Source organism: Gemmobacter sp. 24YEA27, from assembly GCF_030052995.1.
Lineage (GTDB): Bacteria > Pseudomonadota > Alphaproteobacteria > Rhodobacterales > Rhodobacteraceae > Pseudogemmobacter.
Window position 1 is genome coordinate 622737 of sequence record NZ_JASJPW010000001.1, and the last position, 25074, is coordinate 647810.

Annotated in this window: 27 protein-coding genes; 14 read left to right on the forward strand and 13 right to left on the reverse strand. The window is 61.3% G+C overall.

Going from position 1 to position 25074, the window contains the following annotated elements; genetic code table 11:
• Nucleotides 1-38 precede the first annotated feature (38 nt).
• The 3 genes from QNO18_RS03125 to QNO18_RS03135 are packed head-to-tail and all read right to left on the reverse strand — an operon-like array spanning nt 39 to nt 3102.
• Nucleotides 39-236: a hypothetical protein gene (locus tag QNO18_RS03125; RefSeq protein WP_283176484.1), complete on the reverse strand. Its 198-nt coding sequence runs from the start codon at nt 234-236 to the stop codon at nt 39-41.
• A complete protein-coding gene (bcsA, locus tag QNO18_RS03130) occupies nt 233-2566 on the reverse strand; it encodes a UDP-forming cellulose synthase catalytic subunit (RefSeq protein WP_283176485.1) in 2334 nt (777 codons plus the stop codon). The genes QNO18_RS03125 and bcsA overlap by 4 nt, the downstream gene beginning before the upstream one ends.
• A 44-nt stretch (nt 2567-2610) precedes the next feature.
• Nucleotides 2611-3102 carry a hypothetical protein gene (locus tag QNO18_RS03135; RefSeq protein ID WP_283176486.1) on the reverse strand — a complete coding sequence of 164 codons (492 nt, stop codon included), beginning with the start codon at nt 3100-3102 and terminating at the stop codon, nt 2611-2613.
• A 51-nt stretch (nt 3103-3153) separates the two neighbouring features.
• On the opposite strand from QNO18_RS03135, the gene QNO18_RS03140 reads away from it, so the two are divergent.
• From QNO18_RS03140 to QNO18_RS03155, 4 genes are all read left to right on the forward strand, one after another.
• Nucleotides 3154-3369 carry a hypothetical protein gene (locus QNO18_RS03140; RefSeq protein ID WP_283176487.1) on the forward strand — a complete coding sequence of 72 codons (216 nt, stop codon included), beginning with the start codon at nt 3154-3156 and terminating at the stop codon, nt 3367-3369.
• A 152-nt stretch (nt 3370-3521) separates the two neighbouring features.
• Nucleotides 3522-3758, forward strand: coding sequence for a hypothetical protein (locus tag QNO18_RS03145; RefSeq protein ID WP_283176488.1), 237 nt, complete (start codon nt 3522-3524; stop codon nt 3756-3758).
• Nucleotides 3748-4338 (forward strand): GAF domain-containing protein, encoded by a 591-nt coding sequence (locus QNO18_RS03150; protein ID WP_283176489.1) that lies wholly within the window; start codon nt 3748-3750, stop codon nt 4336-4338. The genes QNO18_RS03145 and QNO18_RS03150 overlap by 11 nt, the downstream gene beginning before the upstream one ends.
• Nucleotides 4296-4715 carry a GGDEF domain-containing protein gene (locus QNO18_RS03155; protein WP_283176490.1) on the forward strand — a complete coding sequence of 140 codons (420 nt, stop codon included), beginning with the start codon at nt 4296-4298 and terminating at the stop codon, nt 4713-4715. Before QNO18_RS03150 ends, QNO18_RS03155 begins: the two co-directional genes overlap by 43 nt.
• A 6-nt stretch (nt 4716-4721) precedes the next feature.
• Here the strand turns inward: QNO18_RS03155 and QNO18_RS03160 are convergent, their stop codons facing one another.
• A complete protein-coding gene (locus tag QNO18_RS03160; protein WP_283176491.1) occupies nt 4722-5798 on the reverse strand; it encodes a hypothetical protein in 1077 nt (358 codons plus the stop codon).
• On the reverse strand, nt 5785-6624 hold the full coding sequence (locus QNO18_RS03165; protein ID WP_283176492.1) for a hypothetical protein: 840 nt from the start codon (nt 6622-6624) through the stop codon (nt 5785-5787). Before QNO18_RS03165 ends, QNO18_RS03160 begins: the two co-directional genes overlap by 14 nt.
• A 1399-nt stretch (nt 6625-8023) precedes the next feature.
• On the opposite strand from QNO18_RS03165, the gene QNO18_RS03170 reads away from it, so the two are divergent.
• Nucleotides 8024-8852 (forward strand): IS5 family transposase gene (locus QNO18_RS03170; protein WP_283176493.1). Its coding sequence is split into 2 segments (ribosomal slippage): nt 8024-8371 and nt 8373-8852, totalling 828 coding nucleotides; the frame shifts between segments, so codons are not numbered across the junction.
• Here QNO18_RS03170 and QNO18_RS03175 read toward each other — a convergent pair.
• The 6 genes from QNO18_RS03175 to QNO18_RS25585 form a co-directional block, all read right to left on the reverse strand.
• Nucleotides 8771-9631 carry a DUF1217 domain-containing protein gene (locus tag QNO18_RS03175; protein ID WP_283176494.1) on the reverse strand — a complete coding sequence of 287 codons (861 nt, stop codon included), beginning with the start codon at nt 9629-9631 and terminating at the stop codon, nt 8771-8773. The two genes, QNO18_RS03170 and QNO18_RS03175, sit on opposite strands and share 82 nt — an antisense overlap.
• A gap of 1 nt (nt 9632) precedes the next feature.
• Complete coding sequence (gene flbT / locus QNO18_RS03180) at nt 9633-10037, reverse strand: flagellar biosynthesis repressor FlbT (RefSeq protein WP_198835321.1); 405 nt, start codon at nt 10035-10037, stop codon at nt 9633-9635.
• Nucleotides 10034-10405 carry a flagellar biosynthesis regulator FlaF gene (gene flaF / locus QNO18_RS03185; RefSeq protein ID WP_283176495.1) on the reverse strand — a complete coding sequence of 124 codons (372 nt, stop codon included), beginning with the start codon at nt 10403-10405 and terminating at the stop codon, nt 10034-10036. The genes flbT and flaF overlap by 4 nt, the downstream gene beginning before the upstream one ends.
• Before the next feature lie 67 nt (nt 10406-10472).
• The gene (locus tag QNO18_RS03190) at nt 10473-12029 is read right to left on the reverse strand and encodes a flagellin (protein WP_283176496.1); all 1557 of its coding nucleotides are present in this window, start codon (nt 12027-12029) and stop codon (nt 10473-10475) included.
• Between the two features lie 271 nt (nt 12030-12300).
• Nucleotides 12301-12615: a hypothetical protein gene (locus tag QNO18_RS03195; protein ID WP_283176497.1), complete on the reverse strand. Its 315-nt coding sequence runs from the start codon at nt 12613-12615 to the stop codon at nt 12301-12303.
• The gene (locus QNO18_RS25585; RefSeq protein WP_349293829.1) at nt 12605-13324 is read right to left on the reverse strand and encodes a rod-binding protein; all 720 of its coding nucleotides are present in this window, start codon (nt 13322-13324) and stop codon (nt 12605-12607) included. The genes QNO18_RS03195 and QNO18_RS25585 overlap by 11 nt, the downstream gene beginning before the upstream one ends.
• A 993-nt stretch (nt 13325-14317) precedes the next feature.
• Here QNO18_RS25585 and QNO18_RS03205 point away from each other — a divergent pair.
• Nucleotides 14318-14872, forward strand: coding sequence for a flagellar hook-length control protein FliK (locus QNO18_RS03205; protein WP_283176498.1), 555 nt, complete (start codon nt 14318-14320; stop codon nt 14870-14872).
• Between the two features lie 8 nt (nt 14873-14880).
• On the forward strand, nt 14881-15540 hold the full coding sequence (locus tag QNO18_RS03210; RefSeq protein ID WP_283176499.1) for a flagellar hook capping FlgD N-terminal domain-containing protein: 660 nt from the start codon (nt 14881-14883) through the stop codon (nt 15538-15540).
• 4 nt (nt 15541-15544) lie between these two features.
• On the opposite strand, the gene ubiB is transcribed toward QNO18_RS03210, so the two are convergent.
• Complete coding sequence (gene ubiB / locus QNO18_RS03215; protein WP_283176500.1) at nt 15545-17086, reverse strand: 2-polyprenylphenol 6-hydroxylase; 1542 nt, start codon at nt 17084-17086, stop codon at nt 15545-15547.
• Between the two features lies 1 nt (nt 17087).
• Nucleotides 17088-17837 carry a bifunctional demethylmenaquinone methyltransferase/2-methoxy-6-polyprenyl-1,4-benzoquinol methylase UbiE gene (gene ubiE, locus QNO18_RS03220; RefSeq protein WP_283176501.1) on the reverse strand — a complete coding sequence of 250 codons (750 nt, stop codon included), beginning with the start codon at nt 17835-17837 and terminating at the stop codon, nt 17088-17090.
• Nucleotides 17838-17985: 148 nt separating this feature from the next.
• Here ubiE and mutM point away from each other — a divergent pair, with 148 nt between their 5' ends.
• The 7 genes from mutM to QNO18_RS03255 all read left to right on the forward strand — a co-directional run bounded on the left by mutM (nt 17986) and on the right by QNO18_RS03255 (nt 25070).
• A complete protein-coding gene (gene mutM, locus QNO18_RS03225) occupies nt 17986-18837 on the forward strand; it encodes a bifunctional DNA-formamidopyrimidine glycosylase/DNA-(apurinic or apyrimidinic site) lyase (protein WP_283176502.1) in 852 nt (283 codons plus the stop codon).
• A gap of 67 nt (nt 18838-18904) precedes the next feature.
• Nucleotides 18905-19681: an enoyl-CoA hydratase gene (locus QNO18_RS03230; RefSeq protein ID WP_283176503.1), complete on the forward strand. Its 777-nt coding sequence runs from the start codon at nt 18905-18907 to the stop codon at nt 19679-19681.
• A gap of 164 nt (nt 19682-19845) precedes the next feature.
• The gene (gene rpsT, locus QNO18_RS03235; RefSeq protein WP_283176504.1) at nt 19846-20118 is read left to right on the forward strand and encodes a 30S ribosomal protein S20; all 273 of its coding nucleotides are present in this window, start codon (nt 19846-19848) and stop codon (nt 20116-20118) included.
• A gap of 689 nt (nt 20119-20807) precedes the next feature.
• A complete protein-coding gene (gene dnaA, locus QNO18_RS03240) occupies nt 20808-22202 on the forward strand; it encodes a chromosomal replication initiator protein DnaA (RefSeq protein WP_283176505.1) in 1395 nt (464 codons plus the stop codon).
• Between the two features lie 177 nt (nt 22203-22379).
• Complete coding sequence (dnaN, locus tag QNO18_RS03245; protein WP_092900182.1) at nt 22380-23498, forward strand: DNA polymerase III subunit beta; 1119 nt, start codon at nt 22380-22382, stop codon at nt 23496-23498.
• Between the two features lie 58 nt (nt 23499-23556).
• Complete coding sequence (gene recF / locus QNO18_RS03250) at nt 23557-24645, forward strand: DNA replication/repair protein RecF (RefSeq protein WP_283176506.1); 1089 nt, start codon at nt 23557-23559, stop codon at nt 24643-24645.
• Nucleotides 24642-25070 (forward strand): VOC family protein, encoded by a 429-nt coding sequence (locus tag QNO18_RS03255; RefSeq protein WP_283176507.1) that lies wholly within the window; start codon nt 24642-24644, stop codon nt 25068-25070. The genes recF and QNO18_RS03255 overlap by 4 nt, the downstream gene beginning before the upstream one ends.
• Nucleotides 25071-25074 lie beyond the last annotated feature (4 nt).

Consider the following 25074-nt stretch of genomic DNA (forward strand, 5'->3'; position numbering starts at 1 on the left):
CAGGCGGATGATCCCGTCTTCCGGCGCTTCCGTCTGATTTACGGGCGCGGTTTCGGCGGGAGTTTCGGCCCGGGTTTCGGCCCGGGTTTCGGCGGGGCTTTCCGAAAGGGGGAAGGCAATTCGATCTGCGGGGTTTCGGCCATGACCGGACCACCCGCCCCAAAGACGGCAAGCACCAGCGAGGCCAAGATCAGCCTGCCCCCACCGAAGATTTCTGTGATCAGCGGTGCGGTCATTGCGCTTTCTCCACACCGATAAAGGCCTCGGGAGCGAGCTTTGTCTGATCCAGCCGGTATTCCTCGGCATCGAAATCGGCGCCGAAGGTCACAAGATGCGCGGGTTTCGGGCTTTGCTTTGCAAAGAGGGCGGCGCGGCGACGGCGGCCTGGTTCGCGCAGGAAATCGCCCAGGGTTTTTGGCAAAGAGCTGAGCGAGAGCCAGAACACATAGCCCAGCCCCATCAGCAGGCCTTTGCCCCGGCGGCTGTTCTGACGGATCGCCAGCCAGTTTTCCGACGAGCCGAACAAAAGCTGCGCCACCGCCTCGCGCACGATCATCGGCTGATCGGGCAGGAACTGCACCCCGACGGCAATGCCATGTCCGGCCTCGTTGAACACAGCGCGGACCACGGCCCGGACCTCGCGTTCCAGATGCGGCGCATGGGGGAAGCGCGGGCGGAACACGACCTCGTCACCCTTGACCACCATACGGCTGCCGGCGCCCTGCGGCAGGCCGGTCAGCCGCATCTTCAACCCGCTGGTCGAAACGTCAAACACCTCGGCCGGCAGCGCTTTCTCGCCCGAGCCTTCCCAGCGAACCGTGCCTTCTTCGCGGATCTCGACACGCGGCGAGCTGCGGCGCTGCTGTTTCTCGGACACGGCGCGCAGCGAGAGGCCAACCAGCAGGAAGTTGATCACCGCCCAGACGCCGACCACGGAAAGCACCGAATGATCCCCCGGAAAAGCGATCCAGCGAATGACAAGCGCGACAAGCCCCGCAAGCATCAGGAAGAACAATCCCACAAGCGGCCCTGCGATGGGCGAGATGTAATCCTCGACGAGGGTCTCATCCTTTGCGGTCACGTTGAATTTCGCGCCGCGCGGCCTGAGGATGGTACTGATGATCGCCTTGGCGAGATAGGGGGCCTGGGCGACCTCATAGACCTCGGAAATCAGCGGCCATCGGTAGCGCGAGAAGATGGCATTCTGCACCAGAAGGCTCACCGCCATATAGCTCAGCGTATAGGCCATGGCCTCGCGGAAGGTGGTGACGAAGATTTCGACGCCGAAAAACAGATAGGCGAGCGGCGCCAGAAGATAGGTCATCCTGACCAGCGGGAACAGCCAGAAGGCCATCGAATTCAGGTAGCACAGCCGCTGGAACGGCCGCAGCCCCGGGCGGAAGATCGGGTTTTTCAGCATGAACATCTGCATCATGCCCGAAGCCCAGCGACCACGTTGCTGGATGAAAGACGCAAAAGTCTCGGGCTGCAGCCCGGCGATCATCGCGCGGTCCAGATACAGGCTGCGCCAGCCCTTGGAATGAATCTCAAGTGCGGTTTCGGCATCCTCGGTGATGGTCTCACCGGCAAAGCCGCCCACCGAATCCAGCGCCTTGCGGCGCAGAACGGCGGCCGAGCCGCAAAAGAACGCCCCGCCCCAGCGATCAAGCCCGGGATGGATGCGGCCATAAAACATCTCATTTTCGGGCGGGCATTTCAGATCAAGATTGCGCTCGATCGGGTCTTTATTGATGAAAAAATGCGGGGTCTGAACGAGGAAAAGCTTTGGATCCTCGACGAAATAGCCGACTGTGCGGGCGAGAAAATCGCGAGATGGCACGTGGTCGGCGTCAAACACCACCACCAGATCGCCATTCAGCTTTGCCAGCGCCGCGCTCATATTGCCGGCTTTCGCATGTTCGTTCTTCGCGCGGGTCGAATAGACCACGCCGAGTTCGGCGCAGAGCGCCTGCAATTCGGCGCGCCGCGCCTTTGACCTTGCGGCAAGCTCCGGGTCGGGCGAATTGCAGCGCTGATCGGTGCCGCCGTCATCGCACAGCACCACCGTGCGCAGCCGCGCCGGGTAGATCATGTTGCGCGCCGCCGACAGGGTCACCGCCAGCATCTCGGTCGGCTCATTGTAAGACGGCACGAGGATATCGACGCTGGGCAGGTTCTCGGGCTCGACGCGCGGTGGCAAAGCGCGCTCGACCGGATCGGCGGTGATAAAGGCGTTCAGGAAGAAGACGAGGATAGAATAGGTTTCGACCACCAGCAGCGCGATGGCCAGCACGAAAGAGACCGTCAGCCCCGGATCGGGCAGCGTCGAGGTCAGCCGCCAGATCCAGTAACGCAGCACCAGGACGCTGGCGACGCTCATCATCGCGACGCGGCAGATGATATTCCCGGCAAAGGGCTTGAGCAAAATCACCAGCAGCAACGCGGCAAGCCCCAGCATGGCCTGGGCCGCATTCGAGACTGGGATCGAGGCCAGCACCAGAACCGGCGTCATACCGATCAGCCAGAGGAGAAGCAGGACGCCATTGCGGATACGATCAGAGCTCATATGCGCCCTCGGCCTTGTGCTGGGGGGTCACCTTGCGCATCTTCTCATTTCCATTCCAGATCGGCGCCTGGCGCCGCAAGCGGGGAAAGCATCCTTGTGCTGCCGCCGCCGGTATTGCCCGCCACCGCGCCATAGCCAATGCTCGCATCCAGCACCGGCACCAGCGCCTCGGCGGCCGTCCCGGCGATGCAGTTGCGCAGCATCACATCCATCACCCGCGCGCCCTGCGGCAGGCCACGCTCGGCCTGGGTCAGCCGCCTGAGCGCGAGAACGCAGGTCACATTGGGCCCGACCGCCTCTTCGGTCCAGAAATAAAGGCCGAGACTGTCTTCGCCGGTCATCAGGGCACCCGGTTTCACCGAAGTGAACGGCGCAGGCGCGCCGCCGATCCGGGTCACGAATTCTTCAAACCTGAAGCGCGCCGCCGCCAGATGGCCCAACCGCGTGCGCAGAATCAGAAGGTTATCGCCGCGCACCGCCACGTTGTTTGGCAGCCCGATCCGCTGCTCAGACCCGCCGAGCAAGCCGCGCTGCATCACAAAGGTCATCCCCTGCGGGTTGGCCCATGCCTTCGCGGCCGGAACCGGATGAAACAGCTCACGGTCCTCGATCTGTTTTTGTGTCAGACCGAAGGTATCGATTTCATATCCGCAGCCCGTCAACAGGGCGCAGAGGAATGCTCCGGCGATCATTCTGCCGATGCGGGGATAGTCTGCTCTATTCGTCATGCTTCCGGGCCGGATCAGGACATTATTATCGTTTTCGGGATCGCCCCCACGACCCACAACCCCAGGATGATCTGATTCCAGCCGAAAAGGCAACGCACTGGTTAATTTTTGCCGGGAGGTGTGGCACATGGCCGACGGTCGGGACGGGAAGTCTTTACCGATGGCGTCACAGGATTGAGCTATTCAATAAATTAATCAACAATAATGCGCAGCACAGGAGATTATCCATGGAAGCAAGCGAGATGGTGGCCCAGGAGTTGGATCGTGGCCTGCCGCAGTGGAAGGATCTGCCCGACGCCCTTCGCCCGGCGCTTGAACGCCACTGTGCAAATCTTGTCGGCCTCGCTGCTTCTTTGCGTGCAGCTGGCCGGGAGACCAACGATATCCGTGAGCTTGTAGCAGAGCTTTTGCGCAGCTATGGCGCGGATCTCATTGCGGCCCTGGAGACCAAAAATGACGATTAAGCCATTGTTCAGGCTGAATGACGAGGCCGGGCGCCTTGCCGCGCTGCGGCGTTATGAGATCCTCGACAGCGCGCCCGAGACAGAGTTTTCCGATATCGTCGCCCTCGTGAAATCCATCTTCAACACGAAATATGCCGCGATCAATCTGATCGACAGCGAGCGGCAATGGATGAAAGCCGCCGCCGGGCTGGAGCCGCTGGAATGTGGCCGGGGCGATGCCTTTTGCGATCATACGATTCGCGGCACCAGCGCGCTGGCGGTCGAAGATGCCACTGCAGACAGCCGGTTTTCCGACAATCCTTTCGTGACCGGCGAGGCGAGTATCCGATCTTACCTCGGCGTGCCGCTGACCAGCCCGGACGGGTATAATATCGGCGCGATCTGTGTTTTTGACACCGGGCTGCGCAAATTCAGCGATGCCGATAAGACGGTGCTGGAGAATTTCGCCAAAGTGGTGATGTCGCAATTCGAGCTGCGGCTGATCGCCCGTCAGGACAGTCTGACCGGCAGCCTCACCCGCCGCGCCTTCATGAGCGCATGGACCGCCTGGCCGGTCGCGAAGAGCCTGCCTCCCTTCTGATGATCGACCTTGATCGCTTCAAACTGGTCAATGATACATTCGGCCATCCGGTGGGTGACATCGTGCTGAAGACAGTGTCGACCACGATCCAGTCCAGCCTGCGCAAAAGCGATGCGCTCGGGCGGCTTGGGGGCGAGGAATTTGCTGTGTTGCTGCCTGGCGCCGATGCCACGGGCGCGCTGGCCTTTGCCGACCGGCTGCGCAACGAGATCGCCACCCGCAAGCTCGATGAGATCGCCGGGGCAAATGTGACGCTCAGCATCGGGATCGCCGACCACCGGGCGGGAGAGAGCCGTGACGCCTGGCTGGCGCGCGCGGATCACGCGCTTTACGCCGCCAAGACGTCAGGCCGTAACCGCTGTGTCGTGGCAGAGTGACGCCGTTTAACGCAGCAGATTGCTGAAGCGGATGTCAAAGGTGATCTGGTCATAATTCGCAATCGCCGCGGTAGAGCGGCTGGACATCACCCCGAGCCGCAGCGTTACCCCGGGGCGCAGCGAGGCCGAAACACCAAAGCCTTGGCTGCGATCTTCGCGCGGCTGACCAAGGAAGGCGCCGCCCTCCGCCCGCTGATACCAGAGATCAACACGCCAGTCGCGCCCCGCCCGGGCCCAGGAATAGCCCGCCTCGATCCGCTGCCGCAGGACGGTTGTTTCATCCATTCTGGCCCCCAGGGTCAGCGCGATATCGCTGACACCCGCGGATCCGATCCGTTCCAGCGACAGGCGGAGCCGGTCCTGCATTCCGCCGGAGGTCGAGACAGCTTCATATCTCAACCCGGCCTCCTGGACGCTCCTGCCAGTGGCAAAGACCTTTGACAGCTCTGCTGAAAGACGATGGGCGTTGCTGGTATCAAGCTCGCGCCAGCTGCGGGTGCCCAGCGCGCAGAGGTCGAGAAACACCCAGTCCTGCACATGATTACGCGAACAGAGGCTGAGTGCAGAATCTGCACGGCCGATCTCATGACGCGGCGACCAGGCCAGTTCCCCGCCTGCAGTAAGCTCGACCACCCGCCCCGGTCCCCAGGCAAAGCGTGCCATCGCCCCGCCCGCGCCGCCAAAGACCAGCCCGGCCTTCGCGCGAAACGCCGGGTCCGCCTCAAGCACCAGGCCGCCAATGGTCAGCCGGTCCTGCAAAACGCCGCCATTGATATTGCCGTCCCAGCCCAGCACCGGCGCAAAGCTCAGTCGCCGCGCCGTCAGGGACAGCTGCCCCGGCTCAACCCCATAGCCCTGCGCCAGAAGCTCGCGGCGCATGAACAGGGTTTCCGCTGGCCCCAGGTGCCCGGCCTCAAGTGCGGTGCCGAAAGCCCGCAGGCGAAGACGGTCAGAGCCGCTCAGAAAAGCGTTGCGCATCAGATCGGCAGGATCGGCTGCCGACTGCCCGGATACGGCCCCGGCAAGACAGACCCCGACAAGTGCCGCGCGGAACCAGCACCGCAGCGATTTACGGCTTGGCATTCGGATCGCGGCCGAAGAAGACACCGTCCACCGAAACCTCATGGCTGCCCTGGTCACTGGTCAGGGTGCCGCTGCCGGTATAAAGCCCCGACGTCGTCATGCCATGCTGGTCGTTGCTATAGCCCGGCGTGCCGCCGACATTGCCGCGCAGGGAACCCGCAATCGTCCCCTCCAGCGCCGGGTGACGCACCGCGATGCTGACATCCCCGCCATAGGCCCCGCTGCGGATATTGAAGGGCAGGTTTTCCCCCCTCAGTTCGATCCATGTCTCGGACCCGTTATCGGTGCCGGTGCGCAGGCTGATCGACGCTGTCTGCGCATCGAAATCAAGCACGAGATTTTCCAGCCCCTGGGCATGATGGCCCGACAAAAGCGGGCCGTCATCGATGGTGACCCAGGCAAAACTCTCCCCCCGGAAGTAGTATTTCCCCTTGGCCTCGATCAGCCTGCCATTGCGTTCATTGATGAATTGCGACTGGTCAGCGGTGAGACGCAAAAGACGGGTCGCTTTCCCGGTGTCGGGTCCTACGCTGGCAATCACCTCTATCGTCATATGCTGCGCATAGGGGGTGCCAGTAAGATCGATCAGGCTGAGATAGCCTGCGGGGCCGCCGGCGGGAGAATCGAACGCGTCGAGAGCCTTCTGCTCGGCCTCGGTCACAGTGATGCGCGATCGCACACGGTTTCGCTGGTTATGCTTTGTCTGGTAGGTTTCAAATGCTGCGACATCGACGCCTTTGCCTGGTGGCAAATCCGTACCGCCACCGCCACCGCCGCAGCCCGCGAGCATGGCTAAAGCAAGGAACCATACCGCCAGATATTTCATGGATCTGCCTCATATCGTTGGTCCGGCTCGTCACCCGGAAATCACTTTGCGATTGCATTTATATTCAATGACATCAACCTGAGGATATGAACAGATGGGCTGGTTACAATCCGCCCGCTCTTCTCAGGTGGTGGTTATCCCAGGCCGCTCTTAAGATTGATCCCGTCGAGGACAGCCCCGGCCTGCGAGGTTTATCGGCGGGATCCGGTCGGGCGTAATTCCAGGTGCATCGCGCCACCCCATCGGCAGAACGCGCCTGATGGCAGACCCTGCCACAGGGTCACCCCCATGCCCGGCCTGCATGTCTGTGTTCTCCCCACCACGGGGCCGAACAAATGGTGCCGCTCCCCCGTTACAGAGGATCACGCGGATCGATGGCAAGACGGCCACCACTCCTGCCATGTGCGCGGTTGCCACAATAGGGGGGCCGCCCTCTGCCGTGATCCAGGCTGTGGCTATGCAGGTGATCGAATGCCCCTGAGAAGGCTGCGCTCGACCCTTCGCCAGGCCTGCGTCACTCCACATGTCGAGTGAGACAGGCGCGCTATTCAGCAATCGACTGGCGCGCCACCCGGCACAAGGGCTACGTGCTCTCCCTCAGGCACTGCAACGGATCGAACAGTCGTTCATCTGATCTTAAACCAACTGAGGTGCTGCTCAAGCCACCTTTCGCAGCACCGAACGCGCACGGGCGCGCTACATCCTGACGCGGGCTGCAGGAAACCTCGCCAGACTGCAGAAGCTGCTCGCAGCATGAACGGAGGGTGGCGCCGCGAGCAGGCCAGACCTGACAACCATGACGGATGAACGAACCGAAGCTCTGACAGCGCAAGGAAAAACGCTCTAAGCGTCGGACTAAATCAGCAGGCTGTCAATGACCTCACGCAGATGCCCCCGGCCCTGGCTCCTCCGCCCGGCATCACCGGGTGCCAGAGTTATCCGGGAGGCATTGTCTCTTGGGGCCATATTTTTGCCCACTCAGTCCCGGTCATCCCGAGCCCTGGGCCCGCACGCAACGCGTCCCGGCCGAGACAAATCCAGGGCGCGACCTGGTTTTTTACCGCTGCCCGGGCAGCTATCTCCCCAGCGAGCGAGAAACTTTGCTGCGCGATTCCATCCGCGTTTTGCTGTTATCCGTTCGCAGACGGCAGCAAGGATAACTGGCCTCTTTCGCGTAGACTGTTCGCACCCCGTGGCAATGCGAGGTCCAGTGAATGGTAAACACCGCGAGTGTTGTCATGTCAGCCCGGGACGCTGCCGAAACGCCACCACGCGGCGCTCGGGCGCCGTGGCAACCCCGCTCATCGCTACCAACTCAGCCGATGATCTCTAGGTCGTGTTGACAAAAGGGATTCCGCTGGCATTCGTCCTATGATTCAAGCTCATCTCTACGTGGGAGATGAGCTTGGCACGCAACCTGATATCCGACTATGAGTGGACCTTCTTCGAGGGCTTCATTCGTGCCGCCCGGCACTCTAACGGGCGGAAACCTGCGGACCATCGTCTTGTTCTCGATGGAATTTCCTGGATCACAAGGACTGGTGCGCCATGGCGTGATCTGCCCAAAGAGTTTGGCAAGTGGTCCTCGGTCTACCGTCAGTTCCGCCGGTGGACTTTGGCGGGATTGTGGGAGGATATCCTGGATGCGCTGAACCACGCTGGGATCGCGCCAGACAAGCTCCAGATGGTCGACAGCACTGTGATCCGCGCTCATCATCATGCGGCGGGCGCAAAAGGGGGACTGCTGACAAGAGGCTCCTGGCCGTTCGAGAGCGTCCGGTGGGAAAACGATCCACTGGATCGTTTTCTGGACCACCTTCCACTTCTCGACCAAGATCCATCTCCGCGTCAACGGCGCAGGCCTCCCGATGAGGACCGAGATCACGCCGGGGCAGGATTCCGACTACACCGGCTATGATCTGGTGATGGCTGACAATCTGCCCCAACCGACAGTTCTGGTCGCCGACAGGGGCTATGACTCTGATAAAATTCGGGAAGACATCGAGAGCCGCAACGCCCTGCCCATGATACCGATGCGAAAGAACCGAAGGGTGCGCAAGGCTGTCGACATGACCATCTATACCCTGCGCAACATGGTCGAGCGCTGCTTCAACAACCTGAAAAACAGCCGCCGCCTTGCAACCCGCTACGACAAAACCGCCGAAAGCTTCCTGGGCTTCGTCGACGTCGCCTGCATCAGGCTCTGGCTCCGCCATTTGTCAACATGACCTAGCAACAAGAGGGCATTCTGTGCCGGGGAGTTGTTCATGGTAGTCAGAGAATCCCGCACGATGTAGTTTCTGACCAGTTTCTCCATCTTTGCACTTTCGCGGAACTGGCTCACCGTGTAGGCACCAAACTGGCTTTGCGCCCTGGATTTCAGCACACGAAGCTGTTGATCAATGTCAAGATTGCTAAACCCGGTCGGCAATCCGAAAGATTTTTCAAAGACCTGCCGCAATGGTTTGTTTCCCATGATGGTAAACCATTTCGTATCCTCGCTCGCCTGGGAAGTCGCCAGTTTCCCGATCTCTCTTTCCGCGTTTAATGCAAGTCGGAAAGAGTCATTTTTCTCTCCGACTGCCGCCTCGAACTGACGCACGTAATATTGATCAAGCAGAGCATCAGCAAACCCCTCACTGAGGGTCTTTGGCAGCTGAGTTCCATCCAGGCCAAAGCTTGCGGCAAACGCCCGGTAGCTTTTATCCGCTAGACGATTCGAGAGGTCTTTTGGGGAATCGACTCCATCTGAAAGGATCTTTTTGACGAATGCCTTCGCATTTATGTCTTGTTCCAGGCCAAACGCACTCAATGCGATCTTTAGCAACCTGCGATCAGATACAAGGTCCTCGGCCGAGGTCACGGTCCCGATTTTATCGCGAAAGTACTGCGCGTCGCGCTGATTTACCGGCGCTTGCTGAAAAGCTTTCTCTTGCGCCGGCATTATTCGCTTCAGCAAAAGCCAGCCGCCATAGCCATCAGCCGGGAGAACTGGCTGAAAACTCATCTCAGTTTCCTCCCGCTGCCATAAGGCGCGTCTCGCGGGGAAGCAGGCCGCGAAGTGCCTTAAGAACCTGATAATGCTGGTCCTCAAGGACAGCCTGGCTGGCAAGGGTCAGCAGGCGGCGGCTATCAGGATCCGTCAGAACCTGGCTGAGTTGTTCAATCCCGCGCAGCAGTTGCGACCTGGTGTCGCCCGGAGCGGCATCACCGGAAAGGACCAGCTGGGCGATATAGCAAACCCGCCGCACCGGCGTATTGGCTTCATCCGGATGCAGCGCATCGCGCAACCGTAAAATATTCGCATTGGGCGTCATAACCGCAAGCCGCGACCGCTTATCGCCGTTTTCAATCACCGCACCATTGATCAGGACCCTTTCATGCGGGCCGAGTTTCAGAACCAGCCCCGTCATGTGGCCGCTCCTTCGCCACGCAATCCTTTCAGGACCGCCTTGTTGATTTCGATGAGAACGCCGGCATCTGCGGTTTTCTGGCGGATCTTCCGGCTATGGTCTGCAGTAAAGCGATAAAGGTAGAATAACCGCGCACGAAGTGCATCAGGCAGCCCATTTCCGGGCTCCGCTACATCGGCTGCGAGAGTCGACCACAGTTTTTCGTTGTGGAATACTGCCTCGAGAAATCCACTGCGATCTTCGTTGCGCCGCTGATCGGCGGCGACAAGACGTTGCGTGATCCGTGCGATAACCTCGTATTCGGCCATGCGCGGGGTGCGAATTGGCGCTGTCGGTTGCGCATAGGCAAGGCTGGAGCTGAGAGTCATTCTGACATGTTCCGTACTTGAGATAGTTTAAAAGCTGGCCGGGGTCCTGCGACCCCGGCGTCGCGCCTTAACGGAACAGGGACAGCAGATTCTGTGGCTGCTGGTTGGCGATGGAAAGCGCCTGGATGCCCAGCTGTTGCTGGACCTGAAGCGCCTGGAGGCGGGCCGAAGCTTCCTCCATATCGGCGTCGACAAGTGTGCCGATACCCGCCGTCATCGCATCTGTCAGAGACGACACAAAACTGGTCTGGGTATCGATCCGGCCCTGAGCCGAGCCGAATTCGGCAGCTGCATCAATGGCCTTGTTGATCATGGTTTCAATGTTGCTCAGCGCAGAGCGTGCCCCGGCAATTGTGGTAACGTCGATCGCGCCGAGCCCGAAGAGGCCCCCCGAAGCCTTGCCATTGACAGTGCCGGAGCTGGCCGCAATTGCGCGTGCGGTATCGGAGGAGTTATCGATATTGAGCTGCCATGCCCCGGTCGAACTCTGGGTGACCCTGGTGGACAGACCGGGCACTTTCCCGGCGTCGATGGCGATTTTTAACCCGCGCACCACATCCTCAGTGGTTTCGCCTTTGCCGGCGACATAGCTGTATGCCACACCTCCGACACTGAGCGTATAGCCGTCGCCATCCTTGACCGCATTGCCGCCGAAGACATAGGTTTCGGCACGTTGGGCAATCGTGGCAACCGAACCGGCGACCGTACCCTGACCCGCGGTAGGAATGGTTGGGGCCGCAAAGCCGGCGACATGTTCGACGGTGACCTGTTCGAAAGCCCGGCTCGACTGGATATCAACGTTAGAAGTGCCGTTCAGAACCGCCGTCACCCCCTCAAGGCCAAGCTTGTTGACCTCGCTGATCATGCGGGTTGCCGATTCGGCCGCCGTCATGGCAACACCGCTGTCATTTGTGAACGAGACGGTCTGACCGTTGATCTTCAGCGTTGCAGAGGCCCCGATTGCCAGGCCAGCCCCGGCCAGTCGCGCCGAATTCGCGCCATTCGTGATGCTGGTCACCGCAGCCCCGGCCAGATCGACCGGCGCCGTGATGTTTCCGGTGATGACCGCGACTCCTGCGAGGATCTGGGGCGAGCCTGTAGCAACGCCCAAAGTCCCGTTGCCTGCGCTGAGATCCTGACGCGCGACCGTGATGTCCGACGTGGTGACACCCGAATCCGAGCGATCCAGCGAGGCCAGGAATTTGACATCATCGGTGCCGGAGACGAGGTTCAGCCCGCTGAACTGCGCGCCGCTGACAATGCCGGCGATCTGATTGCGCAATGCGTCGATATCGGTCTGAAGTTTTTCGCGCGGCACATTCTCGCTTTGCGCCGAAACGATCTTTTCTTTCATACTGTTGAGAAGCCCCTGGATCTTCTCAGAGGCTTCGCGGGCGACCGAGAGCGAGGAGGAGCCAAGCGCGAGGCTGTCGGAGATCCCCTTGAACCCTTTTACGTCGGATTCCATCACCTTCGAGATCGACCAGACAGCGGCGTTATCCCGCGCGGTGGCGACTGTCTTGCCGGTGGAAATCTCCGACTGGACCTTGTTCATATTGGAGTTGATGGTTTTGAGGGTCTGAAGCGCGACCATTGCGCTGGAATTCGTCAGAATGGACGACATTTTGTTTTCCTCTGGCTGCCCTGGGTGCTTTGCACGGGGGCGAAAACACCGCCCTTGCAGGCGGCAATTCCGGCGTTCTGGCCGCTGCCGGGGGTCAACCCTCAGCGCCATCCCCACATCGGGATGCAGGTACAGCTTTGCAGTTCATCCCTGCCAATTTGTTAATGCGACAGGTCAGTTTTGCCGTGAAAATGATCGGATTTTACAAGATTGCTTCCAATCATCTCCGATGTGGCCGGATTTCGCGCTGGCCCGCTTTTCCAGGTGAAACTCAAATCCGCCTCGCTTTGCCCGATTCGTCAGCCTGCACCGCGCCGCGCTGACCGTTGGAATCATAGGTCGAAAACGACGCCGGGCGGTTCAACCGGCCTTTTGCCGCCGCGAGTCCCCGCGCTGCGGCCTCGAAAAGCACCGTATTGGCCGCGGCCATCTCGCGGATGCGGTCCAGCGCTTCGGGATCCGCGCCCGGCAGGGCCTCCAGTGCCGCCCCGGTGTCCCGGGCCAGATCATCGAGCGCTGCGAAATCGCCCGCCAGCAGAGCGCGGCTTGTCTGCTCCAGCAGGTCAACCAGGGTCTCAGAGTTCATTCACATCTCCTCCCATCGCCCGAAACAGCGTTTCAGCGAGACCGATTCCCCCGCGCTCCACCATCAGTTTCGCCTGTTCTGCGCGCAGGAAAGACCCGAATTGCTCTTCGCCGATCCCTCCGCCAAAACTCTCGGATGTCGCGCCAAGCCCGCTTTGCGCAAGCATCTCCGTCAGGAAAACCGCCTCCATCTCCTGCGCTTTCTCCATCAGGAGATGCGGATCGGGCGCCCGCTTCATCGCCGGTATGTGAGCCGGCCGGATCTGGATTTCTGCCATCAGATCGGGTCCTTTTATGTTGAATTTTTCGACTCTGGCGCGATGTCGGTAAACATCCGGTAACCCGATGCTGGCAAAAACGACGGGACTCAGAAGAGATTTCCGTATATGCAGAACGTCCAGATCAGCCTGCCGCTTCTTCGCCTGCCAATCTCTGCCGGCGTAAGCCTTGCGGGGACGAAATCCGTTGCCGGTGATCAGCCAAGGGCGGATCTGTTTTCGCTCGACCTTGCCTCTGATGGTACAGACACACCGCCGCCTGTTTCCGCGCCATCGGCCACGCTTCCGGAAGAAGAGCCTGAGGGTCCCGATCTGGCCGATATCGACGGGACCTGTGACCTGCCCCTGGCCACAGGTGGGCATGAGGCGGATCGGACGAAGCAGAATAGCGGCTTCGCCTTCGCGCTCGCACCCCAGTTTAGCCTGGCCCATTCCGGCAGTGATCCTGAAGTCGAAAAGTTGTCGCCTGACGACAAACCGGCTCCGGCGCCGCCTCATCCGACCGAGACGGGGCAGGCTGCAGTGGGTGATCTCGCGCGGGTCGAAGATTTTGAAGCACCCGCACCTATATCCCTGCCGGATGGGCGTGGACCGCGGGCCACCTTCGCCGTGATGACGAACAGTTCCGGAAAGCTACCGGAACCGATCACGCCCGCAGTGCAAGATTTGCCTTACGATCGGCTTAGCGTCCCCGGCACACTTCCATCGGCGCCGCAGGGTCAGAGCCGCTTGCAACCCGCAAATCCGTCTCCGGAAATGACCTCTGAAACAAATCCTGAAAGCGGTGCGCAGCCCCGAATTCCGGATCCGGACGCCGCTGCAGCGCCCCCCCTCCAGGCCGAACCATTCAGGCCGGCCCATGGGTTGCCCGAGCGGGTGCTCGCATCGAGTGGACCCCAGGAAATCGAGACGCCTCCGTCCGCCCACTTGCCCCGCGCTGAAAGCACGCGGGCATGGCCCGAGCAGCGACATCTGCCGCCACCGCCGCCGCCACTGCCGGGGTCAGAGCCTGGTCGGCTGGCGCCGTCTTCGCTTGATCCGAATGTGAACACCGGCGAACCCCCTGCCCGGATCGCGCCTGAGCCGGCCCATCTCGAAGCCCCACAACAGTCGCACATTGCAGGGGCCATAACCGGCAGCACACCCCTGTCGGACCTTACGGATCAGTTCCTGCCTGCAGATGCAGCGCCTTTGCCACCGCCGGGCCGTTCCGCGCAGCCCCAGGCAGAGGCGAAGCCTCAAAACCTCGCGCCAGTGTGGAACTCCCGGACAGAACCCCTGCCTCTTGCCATGCCGGTCATCGCATTTTCAAAGCGATCTGCGGTTCCCGGGCCCAAGGCTGAGGTGGCTGAACCGGTTCTTCCCGAAGACCTCAGAACCGGCGCGAATACTGAAATAATTTCGCAACAACCGGCGGCATGTGCCGTGACCAGAATTGAAACCGATGCCCTCACCAATGCGGCTCCGCTTCCCACTGGCACCAGCCAGTCCGACCCTGGCACGGCGCCGCTCAGCGCACATCATATGCCCACGCTGCGCGAGATTTCACCGCATCATGTGGCACCGGCCACACGCCCCGAGATGCCTGTACAGGTTCCGGCCCAGATCAGCCAGGCCGTCATAAGTGCCAACGGCCCGGTGACAGAGCTGCGGCTTTCACCGGAAGAGCTCGGGACAGTGCGGATCGAAGTGAAAACCGAGCGCGAAAAGGTGACGGTCACCTTGCTGGCCGAGCGTCCGGAAACGCTGGATCTCCTTCGCCGCCATGCGGATCGCCTGGTGGCGGAATTCAGGGCGGCCGGGTTCAGCGAGATGAACCTTGGATTCGGAAACCTTTCCGCCGGTGATCAGGGGCGCGCACAGCCTGGCCCGGAACCCCCTGTCCGGGAAGTGAGCGAGGCGGCAATTTCTGCCGCGACCCCGATTTCGGTGCCGGATACAAGGTCCGGCCCGCAAGCTTCACTTTATCTCAGATTGTAGGAGAAAACATGCAGGTCAATGCGGTGAATTCCGCCTACGGATCCGCTCAGACGTCCTCTCAAACCTCGGCGCTCTCATCGGACTTCACGACATTTCTGAAAATGCTCACCGTTCAGATGCAAAACCAGGACCCGATGAACCCTATGGAAGCCACGGATTTCGCGGTACAGCTCGCAACTTTTTCCGGCGTGGAACAACAGGTGCGCACCAATCAGCTGCTCAGTGCGATGTCAGGTGAGTTTGCGCTGATGGGAATGGCACAGCTGGCGGGCTGGGTCGGCCAGGAGGCGAGGGCCGCGGCAGATGTCGTCTGGTTCACTGGCAACCCGGTGACACTCTCGCCCAATCCGGCCTCAACGGCGGATCAGGTTGTGCTGGTTGTACAGGACTCGCATGGCAATCTGGTGTCGCGCGAGGAATTGCCCGTCTCGGCAGAGCCCTATCAATGGCTTGGGGGGGATGCGGCCGGCAATCGGCTACCGGATGGCCGCTATATCCTGACGCTTGAAAGCTGGCGGGAGGGATCGCTTCTAGCCGAGGATCCGGTCGAATATTATGGCCGCGTCGTGGAGGCCCGGGGCGGCGCTAAAGGAACGGTTCTGGTTTTCGAAGGCGGGATCGAGGTCCCCGCAAGTTCGGTCACTGCTTTGCGCCTTGCCCGGAACTGATCTCTCAAAACAGTTTCGCAATCAGCACCGCGGCCCCGAGCGAGCCCAGCGTCATCGCGGCCGAAAGCAGCAGGACTGTCCCCCACCCGAACCCCTGAACCGGGCGCTGCGTCTGGTTACGTTCGTCCAGAGCAACCAGCCTTGCCTCTGCCAAAGCCGGAAGCCGGGGCAGAAACCGTGCCAGAACGCGGCTGGTGCGCCAGAGATCGCGCAGCATCGCTTTGGGCCCGATGCTGGTGCGGATATAGGATTCGACCACCGGCCGTGCGACCTCCCACATATTCAGATGTGGGTCGAGGCTTCGTGCCACACCTTCCACCACAACCATGGTGCGCTGCAAAAGGATCAGCTCGGTCCGGGTTTCCATGCCAAAGCGCTCGGTCACCTCGAACAGGTAGGCCAGCAGCTTTGCCATCGAGATCCGGTTCGCCTCCATTCCGAAAATCGGCTCTCCGACCGCGCGCAGGGCGCGGGCGAATTCGTCGATATTGCGGTCGGGCGGCACATAGCCTGCCTCGAAATGCACTTCGGCTACGCGGCGATAATCCTTCTGGATGAAGCCCATCAGGATCTCGGCATAGACACGGCGGGTATATTCGTCGATCCGCCCCATGATCCCGAAATCATAGACGATCAGATCACCATTCGGCGCGACCTTCAGATTGCCCTGATGCATATCGGCATGGAAAAATCCGTCCCGCAGCGCATGCGACAGAAAAAGCACCAGCACCCGCCGGCCAAGCTCCGCCCGGTCGATCCCGGCGGCGTCAATTGCGGCAATCTCGTTAAGCCCGATCCCCTCGGCCCAGTCGATTGTCAGCACCGTCCGGCCCGAGAGCCCCCAATGCGGGCGCGGCACGACAAGCCGGTCATCTTTGGCCGTATGTTCTGCAAATTCAGCGGCTTCGGCACATTCCAGCCGCAGATCCAGCTCGCCCTGGACTACGCCATCGAAATGCGCGACCACATCGGAAGGCCGCAACCGGCGCGAAAACGGCGCCAGTCGCTCCATCCATTTCGCCGCATAGTAAAAGGCGTCGATATCCCTGCGGAAGGCGCGTTCGATCCCAGGGCGGAGGACCTTCACCGCAACTTCGGCACCTGTGTCTCGCAGCCGCGCATGGTGAACCTGGGCAATCGAGGCCGCCGCAACCGGCTCGGAAAGCTCGGAAAAAAGCGCATCGGCGGGGGCGCCGAATTCTGCGGCAATGATCTGGCGCGCCTCCTCCATCGAGAAGGGCGGCAGCTTGTCCTGCAGGTATTTCAGCTGCTCGGACAGCTCGGCGCCAACAATATCGGGGCGGGTTGAGAGTACCTGGCCCAGCTTGATATAGGCAGGCCCGAGCGCGGTGATCGCGCGCGTGACAGGCGGCAGCGCGGGGTCGCCCTTCAGCCCGAGAAAACGGAACGGCCGCCCCAGCAAACGCGCGGCAAAACGCAGGCGCGGCGAGACCTCCATCGCCTCAAGCGCCACGACCATGGCGCCGGTACGCTCAAAGGTCGCGCCGGTGCGGATCAACCGCCAGATATTATGCGGGCCGCGCATCTCAGACCTTCCAGCCGGAATGCAGCGCCGCAATCCCGAGCGAGAGGTTGCGATATTTCACCAGATCGAACCCGGCCTTGCGGATCATTTCGGCAAAGACCTCTTGTTCGGGGAATTTGCGGATCGATTCCACCAGATATTGATATGAATCGCGGTCGCCCGTCACCATCTGGCCCATCGGCGGGATGATGTTGAACGAATAAAGGTCGTAAACCTTTTGCATCAGATCATTCGGGATCTGGCTGAATTCCAGCACCATGAGCCGCCCGCCGGGGCGCAGCACGCGGTAAGCCTCGGACAAAGCGTCCTGGACCCGCGTCACATTCCGGATGCCGAAACTGATCGTATAGGTGTCAAAGCTGTTCGACGCAAAAGGCAGCGCCATCGCATCGCCGACCACCCAATCGAGTTGATCGGCCATGCTGGCGGCCTCGGCACGGGTGCGCCCGGCGATCAGCATGTTCTCGGTCATGTCGCAGACCACGGCAGATGCGCCCGGCGCGCGCTTCAGATAGCGAAAGGCCACATCGCCGGTGCCGCCCGCGACATCCAGCAGCCGGGTCCCGGGCCTTGGCGCCAGCCAGTCCATCATCGCATCCTTCCAGATCCGATGGATACCGACCGACATCAGGTCATTCATGACATCATATTTTGAGGCGACCGAGGAAAACACGCCATGGACCAGGCCCGCTTTTTCTTCCTCCCGCACGTCGCGAAAGCCGAAATGAGTGGTTTTGTCCTGATCTGACATGGTTTTCGCCCGGATTGTGCCGCGGATAACGGCTCTGCACCGGGGATATACCGCAAGAGCGCAAAGGGAAACCAGTCAAACCGCGCAGCCTCTTGGACCGGGGCGGTCTTGCGCTTAGGTTCCCATGCGAATCCAGAGGAAGATGATCATGCCGGAACTGCCCGAAGTGGAAACTGTGCGCCGCGGGCTTGAGCCGGTGATGGACGGGCAGCAGATCCTCGCCGCGCAGGTGAACCGCCCCGATCTGCGCTGGCCCTTTCCGCCGCGCATGGCAGAACGGCTGACCGGCGCCCGCATCAACGCGCTGCGGCGGCGGTCAAAATACATCCTTGCGGATCTTTCAACCGGCGAGACGCTGCTGATCCATCTTGGCATGTCGGGGCGTATGCTGATTTCGGGTGCCCAGATTGGCGGTTTTCACCATGAACACCCGGCACCCGCGAAACATGACCATGTCGTCTTTGATATGGAGGGTGGTGCCCGCGTGACCTTCAACGACCCCCGCCGCTTTGGCGCGATGGATCTTCTGGACACCGTGAGTGCCGAGGCGCATCCGCTCCTCGCGGTGATCGGGCCGGAGCCGCTGGGAAATGCGTTTGACGGCGATTATCTGGCGGCGCGGCTTGCGGGGCGGAAGACGCCGGTGAAATCGGCGCTGCTGGATCAGCGGATCGTCGCGGGTCTGGGCAATATCTATGTCTGTGAGGTGTTGTTCCGCGCCGGTATCGCCCCCGACCGGCTTGCTGGCGATCTGACCGGCAATGAGGCCCAGGGCCTTGTGCCGCTGATCCGGGAAGTGCTGTCAGAGGCGATCGATGCCGGGGGATCCTCGCTGAAAGATTATCGCCAGGCAGATGGCGAGCTTGGCTATTTCCAGCACAGTTTCCGCGTCTATGGCCGCGAGGGCGACGCCTGCACCACGCCAGGCTGCAAAGGCAGCATTGCGCGGATCGTGCAGGCAGGCAGATCGTCCTTCTTCTGTCCGGACTGCCAGAGATAAGGGCTCAGCTTGCCTTCCTGACCCTCAGGTGGCAGGAGTCACGGACCTGTTAACCGGAGACCCCGCGATGGCCTATGAAACCCTGATCGTCGAGATCGAGGATTATACCTGCCTCATCCGTCTCAACCGCCCCGATGCGCTGAACGCGCTGAATTCGCAGCTGATGAGAGAACTGGCGCAGGCGGTCACCGCCGCAGACAAGAATGACAAGGTGCGCTGCATCGTGATCACCGGCAGCGAAAAGGCCTTCGCGGCCGGCGCAGATGTGAAAGAGATGGCGTCCAGGGGTTTTACCGACGTGTTTTTCGACAATCTCTTCGGCCCCGAAGCCGAGGCGATCATGCGCTGCCGCACCCCTGTCATCGCGGCCGTGTCGGGCTATTGCCTGGGCGGCGGCTGCGAGCTGGCGATGCTGTGCGATTTCATCATCGCCGCGGATACCGCGAAGTTCGGCCAGCCCGAGATCAATCTGGGCATCTGCGCCGGTATGGGCGGCACCCAGCGTCTGACGCGCCTCGTGGGCAAGTCGAAATCAATGGATATGCATCTGACCGGGCGCTTCATGGAGGCTGCCGAGGCGGAGCGTTCGGGCCTTGTGAGCCGCATCTTCCCGGCGAAAGCCCTGCTGGAAGAGGCGCTGAAAATTGCGGCAAAGATTTCCGAAAAGTCGATGATCACCGCGATGATCGTGAAAGAAACCGTGAACCGCGCCGAAGAGACCAGCCTTTCCGAAGGGCTCCTGTTCGAGCGCCGCATGTTCCATGCCGCCTTCGCGACCGAAGACCAGAAAGAGGGCATGGCCGCCTTCCTGGAAAAGCGTCAGCCGCAGTTCCGCGACCGCTGATTCCCGTTTGCAAAGCCGGGGCCTTTCGCGTATAGGCCCCGTCAGACATGCGCGTGGGCCCGCTTAGGCATTTGTGATTCCCGTCCTCCGGGCCAGTTTTGGCCATATGGGCGGGGCCATCGGGTTTCGTGCATTTAAAGTTTGATATCCGAAGGACAAAGCCCATGGCAAATACCGCCCAGTCGAAAAAACGCGCCCGCCAGGCCGAAGCACGCTATGACGTGAATAAAGCCCGCCGCTCGCGCATCCGCACCTTCCTGCGCAAAGTTGAAGAAGCCATCGCTTCGGGCGACCAGGCTGCTGCAGCCGCCGCTCTGAAAGCCGCTCAGCCCGAGCTGGCACGTGGCGTGACCAAGGGCGTTCTGCACAAGAACACCGTCGCGCGTAAAATGTCGCGTCTCTCGGCCCGCGTGAAAACCACCGGCGCAACCGCCTGAATTCGGTTCACCGTCCCGGCGTATCGGGGAATTTGAGGGCGCGATCCGCAGGGATCGCGCCCTTTTCCGTTCCCGGTTTTGTGCCCTGTCTCCCGGCCCGAAGCCAGGCCGGCACCAATCCAGCGCAGGCGCGGCGCGAAGCCCTCTTCATGCCACGTTAATAAAGCGATTCCCCAGGCGCCGTATGGGGGGTCAATCCCGCGCGGGAAAAATATCCACACTGTCGGATTTCGGGCGGGATTTTGCTGCTGACATGGCCTCTGACAGCCAGAGAACGTAGCGCTTCTGCCGCCTCTTCAGGATTCGCCCCGACGGACTCTGTGTCAAGCGAGTTGTTCAGTTGCAGAGCGCGCTCGCGGCTTGTTACCTTTGCCAGGCGATTCACTTCGTCCTGGGGGACAGGGAAATGTCGCAAACCTGATATCACAACCGACACTTTGGGCTGCCAGCCAACAAGATCGGGGATTTCGGTTTGTGTTCAACCGGATAGAGCCAAAACTCTGGCTTTTGTCTGGTGCCCGGCCGGTGCAGCAGGTCTGCCCGGCATGTCTTATGTTTTGCCCTGCGGCGGAGGATGACCCTCTGACCTTCGCAGCCTTTCCGGCGCGGTGGTCAAAAGGTCGGGTCTCGCGAATTCGACCGTGCCGCATCGGGCGGAACGGTGAGTTGATTGGGCAGGTCTGGTTAGAATGACGAATGAAACTTGGGGGCAGATCCGCGAAGGTCTCATCAGCCGGGTCGGACGAAATAATTATACAACCTGGATCGAACCCCTGCGGCTGTCACAGCTGGAGGGCGGTGTAGCGCTGTTCGAGGTCCCCACTCCGTTTTTCGGAGACTGGGTGCAACGCAACTATGGCGACCATATCCGCAATCAGCTGCTGACCTCTGGCGCTCTGGTTGAGCGGCTTGAATTCCTCGTCGGCACTGAAGCCCCGCGCCCTGCCGCGACCGCGTCTGCCGAGCGTGCGGCGAGCGCCAGACCGGCTGTCACAGCCCCTGCTGCACCACAGACCCGCAGCCGTGCGCCCCAGGACGATGATCTGCCGGGTGCCCCGCTGGATGGTCGCTTCACCTTTGAAAGTTTCGTGGTCGGCAAGCCGAACGAGCTTGCCCATGCCGCCGCGCGCCGCGTGGCCGAAGGCGGACCGGTCACCTTCAATCCGCTTTTTCTTTATGGCGGCGTTGGTCTCGGCAAAACCCACCTGATGCATGCCATCGCGCATGAGCTGCGCGAGCAGAAGCCCGATCTGAAGGTGCTCTATCTTTCGGCCGAGCAGTTCATGTATCGCTTCATCCAGGCGCTGCGCGACAAACAGGTGATGGATTTCAAATCGCTGTTCCGCTCGGTGGATGTGCTGATGGTGGATGATGTGCAATTCATCGCCGGCAAGGATTCCACCCAGGAGGAGTTCTTCCATACGTTCAACGCGCTGGTAGATCAGAATAAGCAGATCATCATCTCGGCCGACCGCGCGCCTGGCGAGATCAAAGATCTGGAAGACCGGATCAAATCACGGCTGCAATGCGGCCTGGTGGTTGACCTGCATCCGACCGATTACGAACTGCGCCTCGGTATTCTGCAGCAGAAAGCCGAATTCTACCGTGGCCAATATGGCGGGCTCGCGATCAGCCATGGCGTGCTGGAGTTCCTCGCGCATCGTATCACGACCAATGTTCGGGTGCTGGAAGGCGCGCTGACCCGACTTTACGCCTTCGCCTCGCTGGTTGGGCGTGAAATCACCCTGGAACTGGCGCAGGACTGTCTCGCCGACATTCTGCGCGCCTCGGATCGCAAACTGTCGATCGAGGAGATCCAGCGCAAGGTCGCCGAGCACTATAATATCAGGCTCTCGGATATGATCGGGCCAAAGCGCCTGCGCACCATCGCGCGACCTCGTCAGGTGGCAATGTATCTGTCAAAACAGCTGACTTCGCGCTCTTTGCCGGAAATTGGCCGCCGTTTCGGCGGACGTGACCATACAACAATCATGCATGGCGTGCGGAAGATCGAGGAACTGGCGGCGCTCGACAGCCAGCTTGCTGATGACATCCAGTTGCTCAAGCGGCTGTTGCAGGGCTGACCGCCCGATTTCTTGCAAGAAATCGGCCCGGAGTTTTTAAAAACTCCGGGTTGCGCCAGATGGATACGGCTCGGTCTTGACGAGACTGGCAAAGCTTCGCAAAGTCGGGCAAAACAGGCAACCGGGCTTCCCGGCTCGCTTCGTGCGCCCTGAATGCGGGCAAGAGGATTTGGACGAATGAAACTCTCGATCGAACGCGCATCGCTTCTTAAGGCGCTGGCTCAGGCTCAATCCGTTGTCGAGCGGCGTAATACGATCCCGATCCTTGCCAATGTGCTGATCGAGGCTGAAGGCGCCCAGGTGTCCTTCCGCGCGACCGATCTGGATATCGAGGTGGTCGACCGGACCGATGCAATGGTCGAACGCGCCGGAGCAACCACGGTCTCGGCGGTCATGCTGCATGAGATCGTGCGGAAACTGCCGGATGGCGCGCTGGTCAACCTGTCAGAGGATGGCGCCTCGGGGCGGCTGACCATCACGGCAGGGCGCTCGACTTTCAGCCTGGCGACGCTGCCGAAAGAAGATTTCCCGGTGATGGCGTCATCGGAATACAGCACGAATTTTTCGGCCCCAGCCACCGATCTGCGCCGGCTGTTCGACAAGGCGAAATTCGCGATTTCGACCGAAGAGACACGCTATTATCTGAACGGCGTTTATCTGCATGTCTCGACCGGCGATGATGGCCCGGTCTTGCGCGCGGTAGCGACCGATGGTCACCGCCTTGCACGGATCGATGCGCCGCTGCCGGCGGGCGCCGAAGAGATGGCAGGCGTGATCGTGCCGCGCAAAACCGTCAACGAGCTGCGCAAGCTGCTTGATGATGATGAGGCGAAAATCGCGGTTTCGGTTTCCGAGACCAAGATCCGCTTCGCGACCCCGGCAATCACGCTGACCTCGAAAGTGATCGACGGCACTTTCCCGGATTATACCCGCGTGATCCCGCAGCATAACACCCGCCGGCTTGAGGTCGACGCCAGCGAGTTCGCCAAAGCGGTTGACCGGGTGGCGACCGTGTCGTCAGAGCGCTCGCGCGCGGTGAAGCTGTCGCTTGACGAGGATCGGCTGGTGCTTTCGGTCAATGCGCCGGACAGCGGTGCAGCTGAGGAAGAGCTCGCCGTTGCCTATGCCGATGAGCGGCTGGAAATCGGCTTCAACGCGAAATACCTGCTGGAGATCGCCAGCCAGGTGGATCGTGAGAATGCGGTTTTCCTGTTCAATTCTTCAGGTGATCCGACGCTGATGCGCGAGGGCAATGACACATCGGCAGTCTATGTCGTGATGCCGATGCGCGTCTGATTTCGGGCCGCAAAGTGGGGGCCAGCCCCCACACCCCCGGGATATTTAGGGACAGAAAATGAGCGGGCTTTGGGTCACTGCGCTGAGCCTGTCGCATTTTCGCAGCCACCAGGCTTTGCGGCTGGAATTTGACGGAAGACCGGTGGCGATTTCCGGGGCGAATGGCGCCGGAAAGACCAATATTCTGGAAGCGGTGTCGCTTCTGTCGCCGGGGCGCGGTTTGCGTGGGGCGACGTCTGAGGAATTCATCCGCCGGCCCGAAGCAATCGGCTGGAAAATCACTGCGGATGTATCGGGCCCGGGCGGGTTGCACCGGCTGGAAACCTGGGCCGAACCGGGCGGAACGCGGCAGGTCCGGCTTGATGACAAGGCCACGACCCAGCTGGCGCTTGGTCAGGTGATGCGGGTTCTGTGGCTCGTGCCGGCGATGGACCGGCTCTGGCTGGAAGGCGCCGAGGGGCGGCGCAAATTCCTCGACCGCATGGCTTTGTCGTTTTTTCCCGACCATGCCGAGGCCACGCTGGCCTATGAAAAGGCGATGCGGCAGCGCAACCGCCTGTTTCGCGACGACGTCAGTGACCCGCACTGGTATTCCGCGCTTGAGGCGCGGATGGCCGAGACCGGCGCGATCATCGCCGCCAACCGGAGCGCGGTGCTGGAGCGGATCAAAGCGGCCCAGGCCGGGGCGGTTTCGGCCTTTCCCCGTGCCGATCTCAGCCTGAGCCACCCGGAAGATGACAAGGGCAATCTTGCCGCCGCCCTGGCTTTGGGCCGGCGGCGTGATATGGCGGCAGGCCGGGCGCTGATCGGGCCGCATCGTGCCGATCTCGAGGCGGTCTACAGCGACAAGGGCGTGCCGGTCGCGATGTGCTCTACCGGCGAGCAGAAGGCGCTTCTGATCTCGCTGATCCTTGCCAATGCGCGCGCTCTGGCGGCCGAGACCGGTTTCGCGCCGGTTTTGCTGCTGGATGAGGTGGCGGCGCATCTCGACCCGGGCCGGCGGGCGGCACTTTATGACGAGATCTGTGCGCTTGGCGCCCAGGCACTGATGACCGGGACGGATGCATCCCTGTTTGACAGCCTTGGCGGAAGGGCGCAGACACAGGTTGTCGCCGCAGATGGCAACCAGTCAGGAGTGACCCAATGACCCCGCAGCGCGTTACCCTGATCACCCTCGGCGTGGCCGATCTGACCGCCGCGCGCGCCTTTTATGCGCGGCTGGGCTGGCAGGAACATGGTGAGAGCCAGGAGGGGGTTGCCTTCTTCCAGATCAACGGTCTGGCGCTGGCCTTGTTCGGGCGCGAGGCGCTGGCCGCAGATCAGGGGCGGCCCGGCGCCGCGCTTGGCAGCGGCGCGGTGACGCTGGCGCAGAATTTCGCCACAGAGGCCGAAGTTGATGCGGCCTATGCTGCGGCGCTGGCGGCCGGTGCTACCGCGCTGAAAGCGCCTGAAGGTGTGTTCTGGGGCGGCTATTCCGGCTATTGGGCCGATGCGGATGGCCATGTCTGGGAAGTGGCGATGAACCCCTTCTGGCCGCTGAATGCCGATGGCAGCCTGACCTTGCCGGAATGACCCC

Coding starts and splice junctions, on each gene's coding strand:
- QNO18_RS03140 (WP_283176487.1), top strand. CDS start 3,154: ATGAAACAGCTCACGGTCCTCGATCTGTTTTTGTGTCAGACCGAAGGT.
- QNO18_RS03145 (WP_283176488.1), top strand. CDS start 3,522: ATGGAAGCAAGCGAGATGGTGGCCCAGGAGTTGGATCGTGGCCTGCCG.
- QNO18_RS03210 (WP_283176499.1), top strand. CDS start 14,881: ATGCAGGTCAATGCGGTGAATTCCGCCTACGGATCCGCTCAGACGTCC.
- rpsT (WP_283176504.1), top strand. CDS start 19,846: ATGGCAAATACCGCCCAGTCGAAAAAACGCGCCCGCCAGGCCGAAGCA.
- QNO18_RS03195 (WP_283176497.1), bottom strand. CDS start 12,615: ATGAACTCTGAGACCCTGGTTGACCTGCTGGAGCAGACAAGCCGCGCT.
- QNO18_RS03255 (WP_283176507.1), top strand. CDS start 24,642: ATGACCCCGCAGCGCGTTACCCTGATCACCCTCGGCGTGGCCGATCTG.
- QNO18_RS03155 (WP_283176490.1), top strand. CDS start 4,296: ATGGACCGCCTGGCCGGTCGCGAAGAGCCTGCCTCCCTTCTGATGATC.
- flbT (WP_198835321.1), bottom strand. CDS start 10,037: ATGACGGGGCTGGTTCTGAAACTCGGCCCGCATGAAAGGGTCCTGATC.
- QNO18_RS03175 (WP_283176494.1), bottom strand. CDS start 9,631: ATGAGTTTTCAGCCAGTTCTCCCGGCTGATGGCTATGGCGGCTGGCTT.
- recF (WP_283176506.1), top strand. CDS start 23,557: ATGAGCGGGCTTTGGGTCACTGCGCTGAGCCTGTCGCATTTTCGCAGC.
- QNO18_RS03135 (WP_283176486.1), bottom strand. CDS start 3,102: ATGCAGCGCGGCTTGCTCGGCGGGTCTGAGCAGCGGATCGGGCTGCCA.
- dnaA (WP_283176505.1), top strand. CDS start 20,808: ATGACGAATGAAACTTGGGGGCAGATCCGCGAAGGTCTCATCAGCCGG.
- dnaN (WP_092900182.1), top strand. CDS start 22,380: ATGAAACTCTCGATCGAACGCGCATCGCTTCTTAAGGCGCTGGCTCAG.
- QNO18_RS03160 (WP_283176491.1), bottom strand. CDS start 5,798: ATGCCAAGCCGTAAATCGCTGCGGTGCTGGTTCCGCGCGGCACTTGTC.
- ubiB (WP_283176500.1), bottom strand. CDS start 17,086: ATGCGCGGCCCGCATAATATCTGGCGGTTGATCCGCACCGGCGCGACC.
- QNO18_RS03150 (WP_283176489.1), top strand. CDS start 3,748: ATGACGATTAAGCCATTGTTCAGGCTGAATGACGAGGCCGGGCGCCTT.
- QNO18_RS03165 (WP_283176492.1), bottom strand. CDS start 6,624: ATGAAATATCTGGCGGTATGGTTCCTTGCTTTAGCCATGCTCGCGGGC.
- mutM (WP_283176502.1), top strand. CDS start 17,986: ATGCCGGAACTGCCCGAAGTGGAAACTGTGCGCCGCGGGCTTGAGCCG.
- ubiE (WP_283176501.1), bottom strand. CDS start 17,837: ATGTCAGATCAGGACAAAACCACTCATTTCGGCTTTCGCGACGTGCGG.
- QNO18_RS03230 (WP_283176503.1), top strand. CDS start 18,905: ATGGCCTATGAAACCCTGATCGTCGAGATCGAGGATTATACCTGCCTC.
- bcsA (WP_283176485.1), bottom strand. CDS start 2,566: ATGAGCTCTGATCGTATCCGCAATGGCGTCCTGCTTCTCCTCTGGCTG.
- QNO18_RS03125 (WP_283176484.1), bottom strand. CDS start 236: ATGACCGCACCGCTGATCACAGAAATCTTCGGTGGGGGCAGGCTGATC.
- QNO18_RS03190 (WP_283176496.1), bottom strand. CDS start 12,029: ATGTCGTCCATTCTGACGAATTCCAGCGCAATGGTCGCGCTTCAGACC.
- flaF (WP_283176495.1), bottom strand. CDS start 10,405: ATGACTCTCAGCTCCAGCCTTGCCTATGCGCAACCGACAGCGCCAATT.
- QNO18_RS25585 (WP_349293829.1), bottom strand. CDS start 13,324: ATGGGCCAGGCTAAACTGGGGTGCGAGCGCGAAGGCGAAGCCGCTATT.